Origin of the sequence: Sphingomonas soli NBRC 100801, from assembly GCF_001591025.1 — a bacterium.
Lineage (GTDB): Bacteria > Pseudomonadota > Alphaproteobacteria > Sphingomonadales > Sphingomonadaceae > Sphingomonas > Sphingomonas soli.
Window position 1 is genome coordinate 193,622 of record NZ_BCTZ01000012.1, and the last position, 17,618, is coordinate 211,239.

General features: G+C 65.6%; 19 protein-coding genes. 10 read left to right on the forward strand and 9 right to left on the reverse strand.

Going from position 1 to position 17,618, the window contains the following annotated elements; genetic code table 11:
* Positions 1 to 50: 50 nt before the first annotated feature.
* Together SSO01S_RS08895 and nadB are read right to left on the reverse strand one after the other, a co-directional pair.
* Positions 51 to 1,214, reverse strand: a complete 1,164-nt coding sequence (locus tag SSO01S_RS08895) for a serine hydrolase (protein ID WP_245646678.1) — start codon at positions 1,212 to 1,214, stop codon at positions 51 to 53.
* A gap of 114 nt (positions 1,215 to 1,328) precedes the next feature.
* The gene (nadB, locus tag SSO01S_RS08900; protein WP_066798242.1) at positions 1,329 to 2,909 is read right to left on the reverse strand and encodes an L-aspartate oxidase; all 1,581 of its coding nucleotides are present in this window, start codon (positions 2,907 to 2,909) and stop codon (positions 1,329 to 1,331) included.
* Between the two features lie 66 nt (positions 2,910 to 2,975).
* On the opposite strand from nadB, the gene SSO01S_RS08905 reads away from it, so the two are divergent.
* On the forward strand, positions 2,976 to 3,881 hold the full coding sequence (locus tag SSO01S_RS08905) for a CE1 family esterase (RefSeq protein ID WP_066798244.1): 906 nt from the start codon (positions 2,976 to 2,978) through the stop codon (positions 3,879 to 3,881).
* 2 nt (positions 3,882 to 3,883) lie between these two features.
* A complete protein-coding gene (locus tag SSO01S_RS08910) occupies positions 3,884 to 4,405 on the forward strand; it encodes a hypothetical protein (RefSeq protein WP_218000355.1) in 522 nt (173 codons plus the stop codon).
* Here the strand turns inward: SSO01S_RS08910 and SSO01S_RS08915 are convergent.
* Positions 4,402 to 5,319 (reverse strand): ABC transporter ATP-binding protein, encoded by a 918-nt coding sequence (locus SSO01S_RS08915; RefSeq protein WP_066798246.1) that lies wholly within the window; start codon positions 5,317 to 5,319, stop codon positions 4,402 to 4,404. The two genes, SSO01S_RS08910 and SSO01S_RS08915, sit on opposite strands and share 4 nt — an antisense overlap.
* Before the next feature lie 64 nt (positions 5,320 to 5,383).
* Between SSO01S_RS08915 and SSO01S_RS08920 the strand changes: the two genes are divergently transcribed.
* From SSO01S_RS08920 to SSO01S_RS08945, 6 genes are all read left to right on the forward strand, one after another.
* On the forward strand, positions 5,384 to 5,614 hold the full coding sequence (locus tag SSO01S_RS08920) for a zinc-finger domain-containing protein (RefSeq protein ID WP_066798247.1): 231 nt from the start codon (positions 5,384 to 5,386) through the stop codon (positions 5,612 to 5,614).
* An 18-nt stretch (positions 5,615 to 5,632) separates the two neighbouring features.
* Entirely contained in the window at positions 5,633 to 7,060 is a 1,428-nt protein-coding gene (tldD, locus tag SSO01S_RS08925) for a metalloprotease TldD (RefSeq protein WP_066798248.1), read from the forward strand.
* A complete protein-coding gene (locus SSO01S_RS08930) occupies positions 7,057 to 7,989 on the forward strand; it encodes a DUF5996 family protein (protein ID WP_066798250.1) in 933 nt (310 codons plus the stop codon). Before tldD ends, SSO01S_RS08930 begins: the two co-directional genes overlap by 4 nt.
* Positions 7,989 to 8,198, forward strand: coding sequence for a putative signal transducing protein (locus tag SSO01S_RS08935; protein WP_066798252.1), 210 nt, complete (start codon positions 7,989 to 7,991; stop codon positions 8,196 to 8,198). Before SSO01S_RS08930 ends, SSO01S_RS08935 begins: the two co-directional genes overlap by 1 nt.
* A 154-nt stretch (positions 8,199 to 8,352) precedes the next feature.
* Entirely contained in the window at positions 8,353 to 8,691 is a 339-nt protein-coding gene (locus SSO01S_RS08940; protein WP_066798253.1) for a P-II family nitrogen regulator, read from the forward strand.
* An 11-nt stretch (positions 8,692 to 8,702) separates the two neighbouring features.
* Positions 8,703 to 10,046, forward strand: coding sequence for an ammonium transporter (locus SSO01S_RS08945; protein WP_066798255.1), 1,344 nt, complete (start codon positions 8,703 to 8,705; stop codon positions 10,044 to 10,046).
* A 261-nt stretch (positions 10,047 to 10,307) separates the two neighbouring features.
* Here the strand turns inward: SSO01S_RS08945 and SSO01S_RS08950 are convergent, their stop codons facing one another.
* The 6 genes from SSO01S_RS08950 to recQ form a co-directional block, all read right to left on the reverse strand.
* Entirely contained in the window at positions 10,308 to 11,888 is a 1,581-nt protein-coding gene (locus SSO01S_RS08950; protein WP_066798257.1) for a GMC family oxidoreductase, read from the reverse strand.
* A complete protein-coding gene (locus SSO01S_RS08955; RefSeq protein WP_066798259.1) occupies positions 11,822 to 12,784 on the reverse strand; it encodes a sterol desaturase family protein in 963 nt (320 codons plus the stop codon). Before SSO01S_RS08955 ends, SSO01S_RS08950 begins: the two co-directional genes overlap by 67 nt.
* A 63-nt stretch (positions 12,785 to 12,847) precedes the next feature.
* Positions 12,848 to 13,189, reverse strand: a complete 342-nt coding sequence (locus tag SSO01S_RS08960) for an FXYD domain-containing ion transport regulator (RefSeq protein WP_066798260.1) — start codon at positions 13,187 to 13,189, stop codon at positions 12,848 to 12,850.
* Complete coding sequence (locus SSO01S_RS08965; RefSeq protein ID WP_066798261.1) at positions 13,186 to 13,620, reverse strand: protein tyrosine phosphatase family protein; 435 nt, start codon at positions 13,618 to 13,620, stop codon at positions 13,186 to 13,188. The genes SSO01S_RS08960 and SSO01S_RS08965 overlap by 4 nt, the downstream gene beginning before the upstream one ends.
* A complete protein-coding gene (locus SSO01S_RS08970) occupies positions 13,617 to 14,141 on the reverse strand; it encodes a hypothetical protein (RefSeq protein ID WP_066798262.1) in 525 nt (174 codons plus the stop codon). Before SSO01S_RS08970 ends, SSO01S_RS08965 begins: the two co-directional genes overlap by 4 nt.
* A complete protein-coding gene (gene recQ, locus SSO01S_RS08975) occupies positions 14,138 to 15,910 on the reverse strand; it encodes a DNA helicase RecQ (RefSeq protein ID WP_066798263.1) in 1,773 nt (590 codons plus the stop codon). The genes SSO01S_RS08970 and recQ overlap by 4 nt, the downstream gene beginning before the upstream one ends.
* A gap of 46 nt (positions 15,911 to 15,956) precedes the next feature.
* Here recQ and SSO01S_RS08980 point away from each other — a divergent pair, with 46 nt between their 5' ends.
* Positions 15,957 to 16,229 (forward strand): GNAT family N-acetyltransferase, encoded by a 273-nt coding sequence (locus SSO01S_RS08980; protein ID WP_066798264.1) that lies wholly within the window; start codon positions 15,957 to 15,959, stop codon positions 16,227 to 16,229.
* Positions 16,226 to 17,596, forward strand: coding sequence for a glycoside hydrolase family 47 protein (locus SSO01S_RS08985; protein ID WP_066798265.1), 1,371 nt, complete (start codon positions 16,226 to 16,228; stop codon positions 17,594 to 17,596). The genes SSO01S_RS08980 and SSO01S_RS08985 overlap by 4 nt, the downstream gene beginning before the upstream one ends.
* Positions 17,597 to 17,618 lie beyond the last annotated feature (22 nt).

The following is a 17,618-nucleotide window of genomic DNA, read 5'->3' on the forward strand; positions in this document are numbered from 1 at the left end:
GGCGAAGGGCTTAGCAGTGGAGCGGCGCAAGCCCAAGCCCGCGCGCGGGCTTAGCGCCCGTGATTGGCGACGATAGCAGAGGCGACCTGCTGCATCAGCAATTGCCGTTCGCGCACGGGGCGGTTCGTGTCGCCCACCATCACCGCCAGCGCATAGCCCCGGCCATCTGGAGCGGTCAGGATGCCCACATCGTTGAAGCCCGCCGTCCGCCCGCCCAGATCCTGTCCGGTGCCGGTCTTATGGGCGTAGGTCCAGCCAGGCGGAACCGCAGCCCGCACCCGGGCCTTGCCGGTGCGCGCCGCTTCCATCGTCTTGATCAACCAGTCGGTCGAGGTTGGCGACAGAAGTTCGCCGCGCTTCAGCCGCGCCAATGCGCCTGCGATCGCCAGCGGTGCCGCGCCATCCGGGGGATCGGCGACATAGGCTTCGAACGCCGCCTTGCGCACTGAGGGTGCCAGACGAGACCGTGCCACGGCAAAGGCATTGCCCAGCGAATATTCGGGACGCCATTCGAGCCCGGCAGTGCCGGCCTGCAACAGCCGCTCGCCCGGGCCAAAGCGGATCGGCCCCAGGCTGCGGCGCGCGATGAATTCGCGTACCGCGTCGGGGCCGCCGACGAGGCGCAGCAGCTTGTCGTTGCAGGTGTTGTCGCTCATCTGCATCGCGCGGCGGATCAGCTCGGCCACCGTCGTCTGATAGGGCTGCCCGTCCTTCACCAGCGCGGCAACCGGCTGGTGGAACACGGTGAAATCCTCGCGGCTGATGCTCACCGGCGTATCGAGCGACAGCTTGCCCTGGTCGATCTGGTCGAGCACCGTCATCGTCACCCACAGCTTGCTGACGCTCTGCTGCGGCAATTTGCGTTCGCCGTTCGAAGAGATCAGCCAGCCCTGATCGACGCTCGCCACCGAAACGCCGGCGATGCCGCCGAAATTCCGGGTGAGTGCGTCGAGCGACGAAACAAGCTCCTGTGGTGCCGGTGCGGTCGGGTGGAACAGCGCCTTCAGCGCGGCCGGAATGGGCAGCGAAACCTTATAGGTCGGCGCGGGGAGATAGGCCGCGAACTGCGCGTCCTGATGCACGGCGCAGCCCATCAGCATGGCAGGACCAAGCCCGGCGACCGTCACGGCGCGCTGAAAATCCGAGAACGAGAAAGATTCTCGCAAAGTTACAACCCCTTGCCCATGCTGGAACATGCGTCGGATGCGGATCATGCGAAAGAGATGGCTCGTGTTGATGCGACGAATCAAGCCTGTGTAGCGGTGAACCGTGAACAGAGGGAAAATGTCGGCCGGCATCGCCGGTCAACCCGCGCGGATGTGCCGGGATCAGGGAACCAGAACCGTATCGATCGCCGCTGAACTCGTCTCCGGATAATCGATCGTGTAATGCAGCCCGCGGCTCTCCTTGCGGTGGAGCGCCGAGCGCACGATCAGGTCGGCGCTCTCCAGCAAGTTGCGCAGCTCGATCAGGTCGGGCGTCACGCGAAAATGCCCGTAATAATCATTCACTTCCTCGCGCAGCAGCTTGATGCGATGCTGCGCGCGCTCCAGCCGTTTGGTTGAGCGAACGATGCCCACATAATTCCACATGAAGCGCCGGATCTCGGTCCAGTTCTGCTTGATGACGACTTCCTCGTCCGAATCGGTGACGCGGCTTTCGTCCCACGCGCGGATCGCTGGCGGTGTCGGCAGCGAATCCCAGTTCGCGGCGATGTGATTGGCTGCGCTCTCGCCGAACACGAAGCATTCGAGCAGGCTGTTCGAGGCGAGGCGATTGGCGCCGTGCAGCCCCGATTGGGTGCATTCGCCCGCCGCATAAAGGCCGGGCAGATCGGTGCGTCCGTCGCGGTCCACCACGATGCCGCCACAGGTATAATGCTGCGCGGGCACCACCGGGATCGGCTGGGTCGTCATGTCGATGCCCAGCCCGAGCAGCTTCTCGTGGATGTTGGGGAAATGCTCGCGAACGAATTCCGCGGGCATGTGGCTGATGTCGAGATGGACATAATCGAGGCCGTCGCGCTTGATCTCGGCATCGATCGCACGCGCCACCACGTCGCGCGGGGCCAGTTCCATCCGCTTGGCGTCATAGTCGCTCATGAAGCGCTTGCCGGTCACCGGATTGATCAGATGCCCGCCTTCGCCGCGCACCGCCTCGGTGATCAGGAAGTTCTTGACCTCCAGATTGTAGAGGCAGGTCGGGTGGAATTGCATGAATTCCATGTTCGAGATGCGGCATCCCGCGCGCCACGCCATCGCGATGCCGTCGCCGGTCGCCCCGCGCGGCGCGGTGGAGAAGAGATAGGTGCGGCCCGCCCCGCCGGTGGCGAGGATGGTGGTCCGCGCGGTATAGAGCTCCACCCGGCTGGTCGCCCGGTTGAAGGCATAGACACCCCAGACATGCCCTGCGCCCGAATAGCGCTCCTCATGACGGCTGGTCGCCAGATCGATCACCACCATGTCGGGCACCAGTGTGATGTTCCGGTGCGCGCGCGCGGCCTTGAGCAGAGCTTCCTGCACCGCCCAGCCGGTCGCGTCGTTGACATGGACGATGCGGCGATGGCTGTGCCCGCCTTCGCGCGTCAGATGCAGCGCGTCGCCTTCGGTGTTGAACGGGACGCCAAGCTTCTCCAGCCGCGCGATCGCGGCCGGGGCGCTCTCGACGACGAATTCGACGATCGCACGGTCGTTCAGCCCGGCCCCGGCGATCATCGTATCTTCAATGTGGCTTTCAAATGTGTCGCCTGGTTCCAGCACCGCGGCCACGCCGCCCTGTGCCCAGGCCGTCGCCCCTTCGTTCATCGCGCCCTTGGCGAGCACCGTCACCTTGAAACGTTCCGCGAGGTTGAGTGCCGCGGTGAGCCCCGCAGCACCCGAGCCGATGATCAGGATGTCGCTCTCGTGCATTTGCGCAGCCTTACGAGCCTATGCCACCCGCTGTACAGGCTCGGGGCGGCGACATAGGCTGCGGCTATGAACGTTTTTCGTTGGTTCCTGCCGCTGCTCGTGCTGCTCGCCCTGTCGCCGGCTGCGCAGGCACAGACCTGCACCACTGGCGATGCGGGCACCACGCGCCGCGTCGAGATCGGCGGCACGGGGCGCTCGATGCTGATCCATCTTCCCACGGGCTACCGTACCGGCCGGCGCGCGGCGCTCGTCTGGCTGTTTCACGGCAGCGGCGGATCGGGCGAAGCCATCCTCAGGCAATCCAGGCTCGCCGAAGCTGCGGATCGCCACGGCTTTATCGTTGCCGCGCCCGATGGCGGCCTCTCGGTGCAGTCCGGTTTTGTCTGGAACATCCCCGGCGTGCCGACGATCACTGGAAAAATCCCCGGGCGAGGCGATGCGGACGACGTCGCCTTCGTCCTTGCCGCGAGCGATTGGCTGGCCGCAGAGCGCTGCGCCGATCCCGCGCGCGTCTATGCGACGGGTCTGTCGGGCGGCGGGCGCATGACTTCGTGGCTGGCATGCGTGGCGGCGGATCGCTTCGCTGCTATTGCGCCGGTCGTGGGGCTGCGCGCCGGCAATCCGCTGGCGAGCGATCCGCGTCTGCCCGATCCAGCCACCTGCGCGCCGTCGGCTCCCATGCCGGTCATCGCTTTTGCCGGAGACGCCGACACCGTCAATCCGATCCAGGGCGGCGGTACGGGCTATTGGCAATATACGATGCACATGGCGCAGGCGCGCTGGGCCGATCTCAATGGCTGCCGCAGCGGTCCGGGAACCCGCGACCTCGCCGCTTCGCTCTACGAGATGCGCTACACGGGTTGCCGGGGCGGCGCCGATGTCGTGGGGAGGATCGAACGCGGCGGCAAGCATGTCTGGCTCGCGGATAATGACGCGATGTGGGCCTTCCTCTCGCGTTTCCGGCGGCGCTGATCATGGACGGGGAAAAGCGCGCCCAGCTCTATGCCCGCCGCGCGGCGATGCTCGAAGAGAAGCGTGAGCAGGATTTCGCCCGCCGTCGCGCGGAATATGTCACGATCGTCCCGATCCTCGCCGCGCTGGAGGCATCGGGCGACGCGTATGACAGCCATGGCTATCGCGCGCTGGCCGGGCCGCTTAACCACTGGGCGTGCGAGCCGGATCGCTATCCCTTCGTGCAGGAAAGCGTCGCGGACCTACCAGCGGACCCCGCTGCCCGGGCGGAGAGCATCCAAGTCCGCCTGCGCCAGCGCTTCAGCGAGGACGATCTGATCACGGTCGTTCTGCGCCGCGAGGATCTGGTGCTGGCGCTGCGCTGGCCGGTGCTACGCCGCCATTTCGAGACGTTGCTCGATAATGCCGAGGGCGATTGGCTAGCCTTTGTCGCGCCCCCTGCCGATTGGGTGATCGCGGTTCGTCGCAGCCTGTTGCGCGACGTCGCTCAGATATTCACCGGGCGCTTCGTCGCGCGGGATTAGGCCGCCCGCGTCAGATTGAGGAACACATCCTCCAGATCGGCCTCGCGGGTCGAAACATCGACGATGCCCAGCCCCGCGCCCTGCACCGCGCCCAGCACCTCGCCGGCATTCGCCTGATCCTTGCGATAGGTGATCACCAGCGTGCGATCGCCCTTCAGCTCGATCTTCTGGAAACAGGCGTTTTGTGGGGTCTCGCCAATGTCACGGTCGACCGTGACCTCGACGACCTTTTCCTGTGCCATGCCGACCAGCTCGCGCGTCGGCTTGTTCGCGATCAGCTGGCCGTGGTTGATGATCGCGATTCTGTCGCAAAGCTCTTCGGCTTCCTCCAGATAATGCGTGGTCAGCACCACGGTCACGCCCCGCGCGTTCAGTTCCTTCACATAGGCCCAGAGCTGCTGGCGCAGTTCCACGTCCACGCCTGCGGTCGGCTCGTCGAGCACCAGCACGGGCGGCGAATGCACCATCGCCTTTGCCACCATCAGCCGCCGCTTCATGCCGCCCGAAAGCGTGCGCGAATAGGCGTTGGCCTTGTCCTCCAGGTGCACCGCGCGCAGCAGCGCCAGCGCGTCGAACCTGTCCTTGCCCACGCCATAGAGCCCGGCCTGGATTTCCAGCGTCTCCTTCGGCGTGAAGAAGGGGTCGAACAAAATCTCCTGATTGACGATCCCGATCGAAGCCTTCGCGTTGCGCGGATGCTGGTCGATATCGAAGCCCCAGATATCCACGCTGCCGCCGGTCTTGTTGACCAGCCCGGCCAGGATATTGATCAGCGTCGATTTGCCCGCGCCGTTTGGCCCCAGCAGCCCGAAGATCTGCCCGCGCGGCACGTCGAACGTCACCCCGTCCAGCGCGCGCTTGCCGCCCGAATAGGTTTTGCTGAGATTCTCGATCGCGATCGCGGCCTGGGTCATTGCTTAGCAATAAGACCGCGCGGCGGCGATTGCGAGCCTTCTCCGCGCTTGCTATCGGCACCTCATGATCGCACCGCCCGAAACCATCCGTACCAGCCACGCCCGCGTCGCCTGTGATGGCTCGGGGCCCGGCGTCCCCGCAGCGCTTGGCCATCCGCGCGTGTTCCTCCAGATCGACGAGCATGGCTATGTCGATTGCGGCTATTGCGATCGGCGCTTCGTGCTGATCGGCGGACCCGCCGATGGCGCGGACCAGAGCCAGCTTCCCGATCATGCGGCTGGCGCGTCGGTTTAACCGCCCTATATCTGCGGGATGAGCATCCCCTCAGATCCCCGCGCCTTCCTCTACCGCGAGTCCCTCGATCCCGACACCGCCCTCCGGCTCACCGCCGATGCGCTGTCGCGCGCCGAGGATGGCGAGCTCTATCTGCAATATCGCAAGACCGAGGCGTTCGGCTTTGAGGATGGCCGGCTGAAGACCGCGAGCTTCGATACCCAATCGGGCTTCGGGCTGCGCGCGGTATCGGGCGAGACCACTGCCTTCGCCCACGCCAACGAGATCACCCCCGCCGCGATTCGCCGCGCCGCCGAGACCATGGCGCTGATCGATCCCGCCAAAGGCCCGCGCGCCACCCCGCCCCAGGGAAACAACCGTCATCTCTACACCGATCAGGATCCGCTCGATCTGGTGCCCTTCGCTGACAAGGTGAACCTCTGCCAGACAATCGACGCCGCCGCGCGCGCCCGCGATCCGCGCGTCGCGCAGGTCTCGGTCAGCCTTACCGGCCAGTGGAGCGTCGTCGAGATCGTACGCCCGGACGGCTTCATCGCGACCGATATCCGCCCGCTCGTCCGCCTGAACGTCTCGATCGTCGTCGAGCAGGGCGGCAAGCGCGAGACCGGCACTTTCGGTACGGGCGGTCGTGCGCTTTATGATCGCCTGCTCGAGCCCGCCACCTGGAACCGCGCGATAGACGAGGCTTTGGCCCAGGCGCTGGTCAATCTCGATGCCGAGGAAGCCCCTGCGGGCGACATGACCGTGCTGTGCGGCCCCGGCTGGCCTGGCGTGCTCCTCCATGAAGCGGTCGGCCATGGGCTGGAGGGCGATTTCAACCGCAAGGGCACCAGCGCTTTTTCAGGCCGTATCGGTGAGCGCGTCGCTGCCCCGGGCGTCACCGTGGTCGACGACGGATCGATGGAGGCGCGCCGCGGTTCGCTTTCGATCGACGATGAAGGTACACCGACGCAGGAGACCATCCTGATCAAGGACGGCATTCTGAAGGGCTATATCCAGGATCGCCTCAACGCCCGGCTGATGGGCGTTGCCCCCACCGGAAACGGCCGCCGGGAGAGTTTCCAGCACGCGCCGATGCCGCGCATGACCAACACCTTCATGAAGGGCGGGAACGACGATCCGGCCGAACTGCTCAGCCGGGTGAAGAAGGGTATCTACGCGCGCAGCTTCGGCGGCGGGCAGGTCGATATCGTCTCGGGCAAGTTCGTGTTCAGCTGCACCGAGGCGTACCGGATCGAAAACGGCAAGCTCGGGGCGCCGATCAAGGGCGCCACCCTGATCGGCGACGGCCCGACCGTGCTCCACAAGGTCACCGGCATCGGCAATGATTTCGCGCTCGACGAAGGCGTCGGCATGTGCGGCAAGGGTGGGCAGAGCGTGCCCGCCGGCGTCGGCCAGCCGACGTTGCTGGTCGAAGGGCTGACGGTGGGTGGTACTGCGGCATGAGCAACTGGCCGGCTCTCGATTGGCCGGCCTGGCGCGAGACGGCGCTGCACCTGCAATTGATGACCCAGATCGCCGGAAAGGTGCGGCTCGCGCTCACCCCGTGGCTCAATCATGGCTGGCACGTCGCGCTCTATGTCATGCCGCGCGGGCTTGGCACCTCGCCAATTCCTTCGAATGCAGGCCCGTTCGAGCTCGAGTTCGATCTGGTGGATCACCGCCTCGCGGTCCGCATGGCCGATGGCAGCGACGCTTCCATCGCGCTGGGGGCGGGTACGATCGCTGGTTTCTACGCCGAGCTGATGGCGGTGCTCGGCGCGTTCGGAATTCACGTTGCGATCAATACGCTGCCCAATGAAATGCCGGATCCGGTGCGCTTCCCGGAAGATACGCAGCACCGGCCCTATGAGCGTGCGGCAGTCGAAGCCTTTCACGGTGCGCTTTGCCGCGTGGATTCGGTGTTCAAGCATTTCCGCACCGGCTTTCTCGGTAAAGCGAGCCCGGTGCATTTCTTCTGGGGCAGCTTCGATCTCGCGGTCACGCGCTTTTCGGGCCGTGCCGCGCCGCCGCATCCCGGTGGCGTGCCGGGGCTGCCCGATGCCGTGACGCGCGAGGCGTATAGCCATGAGGTGTCGAGCGCGGGGTTCTGGCCGGGTAGCGACGCCTATCCGCATGCGGCCTTCTATTCCTATGCCTATCCCGCGCCCCCGGGTTTCGCCGATGCGCCGGTTCGCCCCGATGCCGCGCGGTTTGACGCGGGGCTGGGCGAGTTCCTGCTCGATTATGAGGAAGTGCGCAGCGCGCCCGATCCGGAAGCTGCGCTCATGGCGTTTCTTCGATCGACCTATGAGGCCGCCGCCACCCTGGCGGATTGGGATCGTGCCGCGCTCGAATGCGATACCGGCGTTCCGCGCATCCCGAGGAGACTCTGATGGCATTGGTTGAGCTTGGCCGCTTCGATCGGCAGGAAGCCTTTATCGTCCAGGGCTATCTGGGGGATTCCGATATCATGTCATTCGTGTTCGATGCGGGCACCAGCATCGCCGATGGCAGCTATCTGCTCATTCCGGTCCGCGTGATGGTGGATGACGAGGATCATGCGCGGGCGCGCGAGATCCTCGAATCGGTGCCTGATTTTTAAGCATCGTTTCGCAACTGCACAAAAAGTTACCGCGCATTAATCTTTGATTGCGCGTCAGAGCTGCGGAATCGCGCGATTCATGCGTCTGGCACGGCGCTTGCTCTTGTGGTCCCGGGACTTCGGTCCCCGGGGACAACTGCCAAGAGGGGGCGACATGAAGCTCATCATCGCCATCATAAAACCGTTCAAGCTCGACGAAGTCCGCGAGGCGCTGATGGGCGTCGGAATCGCGGGCATGACCGTTACCGAGGTCAAGGGCTTCGGTCGCCAAAAGGGTCAGACCGAGATTTACCGCGGTGCGGAATACAGCACCAATATGGTGCCCAAGATCAAGATCGAGATCGCCTGCGGAGCCGATGTCGCGGATCGCGCAGTCGAAGCGATCCAGGCGGCTGCGAACACCGGCGCGATCGGCGACGGCAAGATTTTCGTCCTCGATGTCGGCCAGGCCGTGCGGATCCGCACCGGCGAGACCGACGAGACGGCGCTGTGAAGGGGGTACAGATGAAACACACACTCAAACTCGCCGGCCTGGCCGGCATGGCGCTCTTCGCGGCGCTGCCCGCCTGGGCGCAGGAAGCCGCTGCCGCGGCGCCCGCCGCAACCGTAGACAAGGGCGACGCCGCCTGGATGATGATGGCGACCGTCCTCGTACTAGCGATGATCCTTCCCGGCCTCGCGCTCTTCTATGGCGGCCTCGCGCGCACCAAGAACATGCTTTCGGTGATGACGCAGGTCGGCGCCGTTGCCTGCCTCGCCATGCTCGTCTGGGTGATGTGGGGCTATACCATGGCGTTTGGCCCCGACGCGTCGGACGGGCTCAAGCCGTACATCTCGAGCTTCGGCAAGCTCTTCCTTGCGGGCGTCACGGCCGATTCCAAGGTCGCGACCTTCAGCGAAGGCGTCGAGATCCCCGAATATGTCTTCATCAGCTTCCAGATGACCTTCGCGGCGATCACTGTCGCGCTGGTGCTGGGCTCGGTGGTCGAGCGCATCAAGTTTTCGGCGGTGATGGTCTTCGCGCTGATCTGGCTCACCATCGTCTATTTCCCGATCGCGCACATGGTCTGGGCGGCCGGTGGCTGGTTCTTCGAAGCGGGCGCGCTCGATTTCGCGGGCGGCACGGTTGTCCACATCAATGCGGGCGTCTCGGCGCTGGTTGCGGCGCTGCTGATCGGCAAGCGCATCGGCTACCCGACCGAGCGTATGGCCCCGCACAGCCTGACGCTCACCATGGTGGGCACCGGCCTGCTCTGGGTCGGCTGGTTCGGCTTCAACGCCGGCTCGGCGCTCGAAGCGAACGGCTCGGCCGCGCTGGCGATGATCAACACCTTCGTTGCCACCGCTTCGGCTGCCTTGTTCTGGATGCTCGCCGAGCGTGCGGCAGGTCACAAGGCATCGGCGCTGGGCTTCTGCTCGGGCGTGATCGCCGGCCTCGTCGCCGTCACTCCGGCGGCGGGCAATGTCGGTCCGTTCGGCGCAGTCGTCCTTGGCGCGATCGCCTCGGTAATCTGCTTCTTCTTCGTGACGGTGGTGAAGCCCAAGCTCGGCTATGACGACTCGCTCGATGCGTTCGGCATCCACGGCGTGGGCGGCATTGTCGGCGCGATCGGCACCGGCATCCTCTATTACCCGCAGTTCGGCGGTCCCGGCGACGGCTCCAAGCCAATGATGGAGCAGGTCATCACCCAGGCTTCGGCCGTCGGCGTGACGATCGTCTGGGCAGCGGTCGGCACCGCAGTGGCGATTATCGTCGCCAAGGCACTCACCGGTGGCCGCGTCACTCCCGAAGTCGAGCAGGAAGGTCTCGATCTCGGCGAGCATGGCGAGCGCGCCTACAACTCGTAACAAGCTCGGGCGCCGCGTCTCCACTCCTCTCCGGAGGCGCGGCACCCCACCCAGGTTCCTCCTGCGGACATACTTGGCCGGTGGTTTCGACCATCGGCCATTTTTTGTGCTTCGAGGAAGGCCGAGCCAAGCCGTCAGGCCGAGCCAGGCCGTCATGCCAGCGAAAGCTGGCATATCGCGCGGTTCTGCGCGCGGCCCGAGATCCCAGCTTCCGCTGGGCTGATGGCAGGGCGCTGGCGCCGCCGCCGTCCTGCCGCGACCCTACCCCAGATCCTCGCGAACGAAGTCCGCGCAGCGTTCGCCGATCATGATGCTCGGCGCATTGGTGTTGCCGCCCACCAGGCGCGGCATGATCGATGCGTCGGCGACATAGAGTCCCTGCACCCCGCGCACCCGCAGCCGCGGATCGACCACCGCGCCCTCGTCCGATCCCATCCGCGCAGTGCCCACCGGATGATAGACCGTGTCCGCCCGCGCGCGGATAAGCCGTTCGAGCGCGGCATCGTCGTCAAGATCGATCGGATAGCGATCCTTGCCCTCGAACTGCGTCATTGGCGGGGTCTCGAGGATCCGGTACATCGCGCGCACGCCATGTTTCAGCACTTCCACATCGCGCTGGTCGCCCAGGAAATTGGGGTCGATCAGCGGGGGCACGCCGGGGTCGAGCGATTGAAGCTTCACCGTGCCCCGGCTCTCAGGCCGCAGCACACAGGCATGGCACGAATAGCCATGCGTCTTGACGCGGGTGCGGCCATGATCCTCGACGATCGCGATCAGGAAGTGAAACTGGATGTCGGGCCGCTCGCCCGCCAGCGGAGTCTTCACAAAGCCGCCCGCCTCGGCAAAGGGTGAGGTCATCGGCCCCTTGCGGGTGAAGAGCCACCGCGCCATCGCGCCGAGCGATTTGAAGCTGCCGCCCAGCGACCGGCCCAGAAAATAGCTCCCCTTGGTCTCGAACGCCGCAACATAATCGATATGATCCTGCAGCCCCGCGCCCACTTCCGGGCGATCGACGCGCACCGCGAGCCCCATTTCCTTCAGATGCTCGGCCGGTCCGATCCCCGATAGCATCAGCAATTGCGGCGTCTGGAACGCGCCGCCGGCCAGCACGACCGCGCGCCTGGCGCGGATCTCGCGCGCCTGCCCGTCGCGCTGATAGGCGACACCCCATACGCGATCGTCCTCGAACAGGATCCGCTCGACCATCGCGTCGGTCAGGATCGTCAGGTTCTCGCGCTTCTCGCTCAGATAGGCGCGCCCGGCGGACCAGCGCTCGCCGTCCTTCTGGGTGACCTGATAGATGCCGACGCCGTCCTGCCGCGCGCCGTTGAAATCATCGTTCCGCGGAATCTGTAGCGCCGCCGCCGCTTCGACAAAGGCGTGGCTGCCGCCATGTGCATATTCTTGGTCGCTGACCCAGAGCGGCCCGCTATCGTTATGGAACGCATCGGCCCCGCGCACATTATGCTCGGCGCGCTTGAAATAGGGCAGCACCTCGTCCCAGCCCCAGCCGGGGCAGCCCAGATCGCGCCACTCGTCATAATCGCCCGGGTGCCCGCGAATATAGAGCATGGCGTTGATCGCGCTTGATCCGCCCAGCCCGCGCCCGCGCGGCTGGTATCCGCGCCGGCCGTTGAGCCCCGGCTGTGGCACGGTTTCGAAGCGCCAGTTGGTCGCGGGCCCCTGGAACGGCATCATCCCGGGCATGGTCGTCTTGATGCTGGTGTTGCGCCCGCCGGCTTCCAGCACGCAGACGCTGTACTTCCGGCCCTCGCTCAGCCGGCCTGCCGCGGCGCTCCCGCCCGATCCTCCGCCGATGACGACGATGTCGACTTCTTCCACGCAGCAGCCCCCTCTTTTTGCCGCGCCTCCCAGCGCGCCTTTATGATTTCGGATGTATCGCGGCTGCCATCATGGCTCCAGCCCGGCGGCTTCGCGATGTAATTCCATTTGGCGGCCAGCGTCGGCGCGGCCCACACGTCCTTCGCGATCCCCACCCATTCGTGGAATGCTGCCCAGAGCAGGTTGAAGCTGCCGAGATTCTTGACGATGCCATAGCGGGGGCGGTCGTCGTCGCGCTCGGGGGTGAAGGTGCCGAACATCTTGTCCCAGATGATGAACACCCCGGCATAATTCTTGTCGAGATAGCGCGGATTGGTCGCATGGTGGACGCGGTGGTGCGAAGGCGTGTTCATCACCGCTTCGAACCAGCGCGGGCATTTTTGGATCACCTCGGTGTGGATCCAGAACTGGTAGATCAGGTTGAGCCCCGCCACGAACACCAGCATCGGCGGCGGAAAGCCGATCAGCGCCAGCGGCAGGCGGAAGAGGAAGCCCAGCGAGATGAACCCCGTCCATGTCTGCCGGAGCGCGGTCGACAGATTATAATGCTGCGAGCTGTGATGGATGACGTGGCTCGCCCAGAACCAGCGCACCCGGTGCGCCAGCCGGTGAAACACATAATAAGCCAGGTCGTCGACCACGAAGGCGAGGACGAACCAATACCAGGCATAGCTGATCTCGAAGATCCGGTACTGCCACACCCACATCGCCATCGCGAAAGCGAGGCCCGCGGTCAGCGCCCCCGCCACCGTGCTCCCGGTGCCGAGCGCCAGCGAGGTCAGCGTGTCTTTCGGCTCATAGCGATGCCGGTAACGCAGCCGCACGACGATCATCTCGATCAACACGAGCAGGACAAAGCCTGGAACCGCATAAGAGACGACATCGGGAAGCGTCATGGTTTCAAGCTTACACAAATGTCAGCAGCGGGGAAGTGCCCCGCCACGCCTCATTCCCAGGCCTCAACGCCGCACGATCACCCGCCCGAACCGCCGCTCGCCGCTGTCGAGCGTCCAGCCTTCCGGCGTTTCGATCACTTGGCTCGCGTCGATGCCTCGTACCGCAATTTGCGCCCCATGCAGCTTGAGCGCGGCGACACTGCCGTCCTTGCCCTCCACCATCGCGCTGCTCTTGTCGGCGCTCACGATCGCGCGTACCGGCTCGAAGCCAGACAGCGCATCCTCGGCCGCCTGCATCGCCTCCGCTTCGTCGCCAATCTCGGTGCGACCGAGCCCCAGCGCCCAGGCAATCCCCGCGAGGAACAGGATCGCGACAATTGATCCGCCGAGCTGAAGCCAGTTCATGCCCGGGCTGAAAGCTGGTCGAGCACCGGCCTGATGCCCGACAGATCATATCCCGCCGCCGCGCCCTTGGCGATCAGCGTCTCGGGATCGCCGCCCTTGCTCGCTTCGGCCAGCGCCCAGAGATTGCACGATCGCGTGCCAGATCGGCAGAACGCCAGCACGGGTTTGCCGGCCGATGCCAGCGCCGCCGCCATCTCGTTCACCTGCGCCTGGGTCATCCCACCCATCACGGTCGGGATCTCGGCATAGCCCATCCCTGCGGCCTCCGCTGCGGCGCGGATCGCAACGTTGCTTGGCTGGCCGCTTTCCTCGCCCTCGGGACGATTGTTGATGATGAAGCCAAAGCCCGCTGCGGCGAGCGCCGGAATATCCTCGGGCGAAATCTGGGGAGCGACCGAAATCGTCTCGTCGATCCTGCGCACATTGGTCATTGCCCGTCTGCCTTTCTGGTTTCGACGATCTCGCCCGCGTCGCGCCACGCAATGGCCAGATCGTCGGCTTGCTGAAGCTGGCCGATGATGCGGCGTGCGTCCGCTTCTTCGCAAGCGGTGTAGAATCTCAGCGTCCTGCGCTGCCCGTCGCCACCGGTCCAGCGCAGCTCGCCATAAGGCGCATCGGTGATCGCGCGCGTGCAGGGCAGCTCGGCCCCGGCCACGGCGGCGATCATCGCGGCTTCGCTCGTGAGCGTGCGGATGCGCGCATAGCCCGTCTCGCCCGCCTGATAGCGCCGCGTGACCATGCGTTCGGCCTTGAACGGATCGGGTTCTGGTGTGGTGAAGGTCAGCGCGCCCGCCGGAGTGATCGACCAGCGCGTCATCGGCCGGCCCCAGGTCCACATCTCCAGCTCAATCGCTTCGGCCTGGGCCGCCGGACGCGTCTCTGTAGCTCGCTGCGCAGCAGACGGCGCGCCAATGGCGAGCGTCACCGCCGTGAGCGCGATCAAACCTTTCATGCCGCCTCTCGGATCACTTGCAGGAAGGCGTCACCATAAGCTTCCAGCTTGCGGCTGCCTATGCCCGAGATGCGGCTCATCGCCGCCATGCTGTCGGGCCGCGCCGCTGCCATGTCACGCAGCACGGCGTCGGCGAAGACGATATAGGGCGGCACCTGTGCCTCGGCCGCCAGCTCGCGCCGCTTCGCGCGCAGCGCCTCGAACAGCGGATCGCCGACCGGATTGAGCTGGCCGCCGGCTCTCGCGCCGCGCCGCCGCCGCTCGCGTCTCGGGGGCAGAACCAGCGGCAACTTCTCCTCGCCCTTCAGGATCGCCTTGGCGCCCGGCCCGAACTCCAGCCCGCCATGCGCATTGGCGCGCAGGGCGTCGCGCAGCAGCAGCGCCCGTGCCACCGGCTTGATCAGCGCCGCTTCGTCGCCTTCCACGATCCCGAACACGCTCAAGCTCTCATGCCCGTTCATCAGGCTGCGCTCGCTCGAATGGCCGAGCAAGATGCTTTCGATATAGCCGATGCCGAACATCATGCCGGTGCGGAATACTGCCGACAGGAACTTTTGCGCCACTATGCTCGCATCCACGGCGGCGGGCGGGCTCAGGCAATTGTCGCAATTGCCGCAGTGCTCCGGCGTATCGGTCTCGCCGAAATGCCTGAGCAGGATGCGGCGCCGGCAGCCTGCGGTCTCCACCAGCGCGCCCAGCGCAGTCAGCCGTGCGCGCTCGCCCGGCTGGCGCGCGGGCTCGACTTCGCCGATCCGCTGGCGGGCACGCGCGAAATCGTCCGCACCCCAGAACAGGTGGGCCTCCGCCGGATCGCCGTCGCGCCCCGCGCGTCCGGTTTCCTGATAATAGGCCTCGATCGATTTGGGCAGGCCGGCATGCGCGACGAAGCGTACATCGGGCTTGTCGATCCCCATGCCGAACGCGATCGTCGCCACGATCACCATGTCTTCGGATGTTACGAACGCGGCCTGGTTGCGGCGGCGCACTTCCGCGTCGAGCCCGGCATGATAGGGCAGCACGCTCCGCCCGGTGCCCGCCAGCTTCTCGGCCAGTTTCTCCACGCCCGCGCGGCTCTGGACATAGACGATGCCCGGCCCCGGCTGTTCGGCCAGCAGGTCCATGATCTGCCGCGTCGCATTCTCGCGCGGCGAGATGGCGTAGCGGATATTGGGCCGGTCGAAGCCCGCAACGATCATCCCTTCATGCGGAATGCCCAGCTGTTCGCAGATATCGTCGCGGGTATGCGCATCGGCGGTCGCGGTCAGCGCGAGGCGCGGCACCTCGGGAAAGCGATCGAGCAGTGGCCTGAGCAGGCGATAGTCCGGGCGGAAATCATGCCCCCATTCGGAAACGCAATGCGCCTCGTCGATCGCGAACAGGCTCAGTTTCGCCTGGCCAAGCAGATTGCGGAATCCCTCGCTCGATGCGCGCTCGGGCGCCACGTACAAAAGGTCCAGCGCCCCGGCGCGAAAGCGCGCGATCGTCTCGTCGCGATTGTCGTCGGCGGATGTCAGCGTCGCTGCGCGGATGCCCACGGCTTCGGCGGCGCGCAGCTGATCGTGCATCAACGCGATCAGCGGGCTTACCACCACGCACGTCCCATCCAGCATCACTGAGGGGAGCTGATAGGTCAGCGACTTTCCCGCCCCTGTCGGCATCACCGCCAGCGTGCGCTGCCCGGCGAGCACGCGCGCCACCACCTCGGCCTGTACGCCGCGGAACCCGGGAAAGCCGAAAACCGATTGCAGAGTAGCGCGGGGATCGTTCACACCGGTCCGGTTAGGGGCCAAGCCCGCCAAAGCCAAGCGAGGGAATGTGTCTGGAGTCACCGACAACAAGGACCGCTCGCGCTACGAGCTGGCAGTGGACGGGCACACCGCCTTCGCCGCTTATACGATCGATGGCGCTCGCATCACCTTCACCCACACGATCGTGCCCGCGGCGCTGCAGGGCCAGGGCATAGCCGGCCGCCTGATCGGCGCGGCGCTCGCCGATGTCCGCGCGCGGGGCATGAAGCTGGTGCCGCAATGCGAATTCGTAGCCGCGTATCTGGCGAAGCATCCGGAAGAAAGGGATCTGATCGCATGAGCCATTTCCGCATCGGCCGCCGTGGGCTCGTCCTCGGCGGTGCCGCCGCCTTCCTGCCGCTGCCCGCCGAGGCAAAGGAGAATTGGCAGCGGCTGGGCGAGGATGTCCGCAGCGAGATGCGCTGGGCCTGGGGGCAGTATCGCGCGCGCGCCTGGGGCAAGGATCAGATCATGCCGATCTCGGGCGGCAGCGAGAGCTTCTCGATCAAGGGCAAGCATCTCGGGCTCAGCCTGATCGAAGCGCTCGATACCTTGTGGCTGATGGAGCTCGACACCGAGTTCCAGGACGGTGTCGACTGGATCAAGGGGAACTTGGATTTCGACGTGGATGGCGAGCTCTCGGTATTCGAGACGATCATCCGCATCGTCGGCGGTCTGCTTTCGGCGTGGCACGCATGCGGCGATCCGGTGCTGCTCGCCCGGGCGAAGGACTTGAGCGACCGGCTGATGCCCAGCTTCGAGGCATCGCCGCTCGGCCTGCCGCACCGCTATATCAACCTCAGGACCGGCGCGCTGCGCGGCCCCGAAACCAATCCAGCCGAGATCGGCAGCTGCATCACCGAATTCGGCACGCTCAGCCGGGCGACCGGCGATCCGCGCTACGTGAACGCCGCGAAGAAGGCGATGGTATCGATGTATGAGCGCCGCTCGAAGATCGGGCTGCTCGCCGACAAGATCCACTGCATGACCGGCGAGTGGAAAAGCCGCCGCGCCACGATCGGCCCGCCGTCCGACAGCTATTACGAGTATCTCTGGGACGCCTGGCAGCTTCTTGGCGACCGCGACTGCCTCGACATGTACCGGGTCTGCACGGCGGCGATCCTCAAGCATCAGTCGGCCACGCTCGATGGGCGGCTCTGGTTCGTCGATGTGGATTTCGAGACGGGCGCGCGGATCAACTGGGAGCAGGACGAACTCTCCTCCTTTTACGGCGGCCTTCTCGCCCAGGGCGGCGATATTGTGCCGGGAGAGGCCTATACGCGCAGCTGGGACCGGGTAGCCCGCGAGTTCGGCATCCTGCCCGAAGGCTATAATCCCGAAACCGGCGGTACCGCCTACAAGACCAATGATCTGCGCCCCGAGCTGGCCGACGCCGCGTTCAACCACTGGCTGCTCGATCGCAGGTTCGTCTGGCGCGAGGTGATCGCGCGCCACTATCGCGCGATGAAGCAGTGGAACAAGGCACCCTATGGCTATGCCGTGATGGCCGATGTCACCACCAAGCAGCAGGGCGATCATTGCCCCGGTTATTGGTGGTCCGAGCAGATGAAATATTACTGGCTCGCCTTCGCCGATGCCAAACGCTTCGATTACAAGCGCAACTATCTATCGACCGAAGGAAACGTCTTTCTCGGCCTGAAGAAATAACCGTTACCCCGGCTTTCGCCGG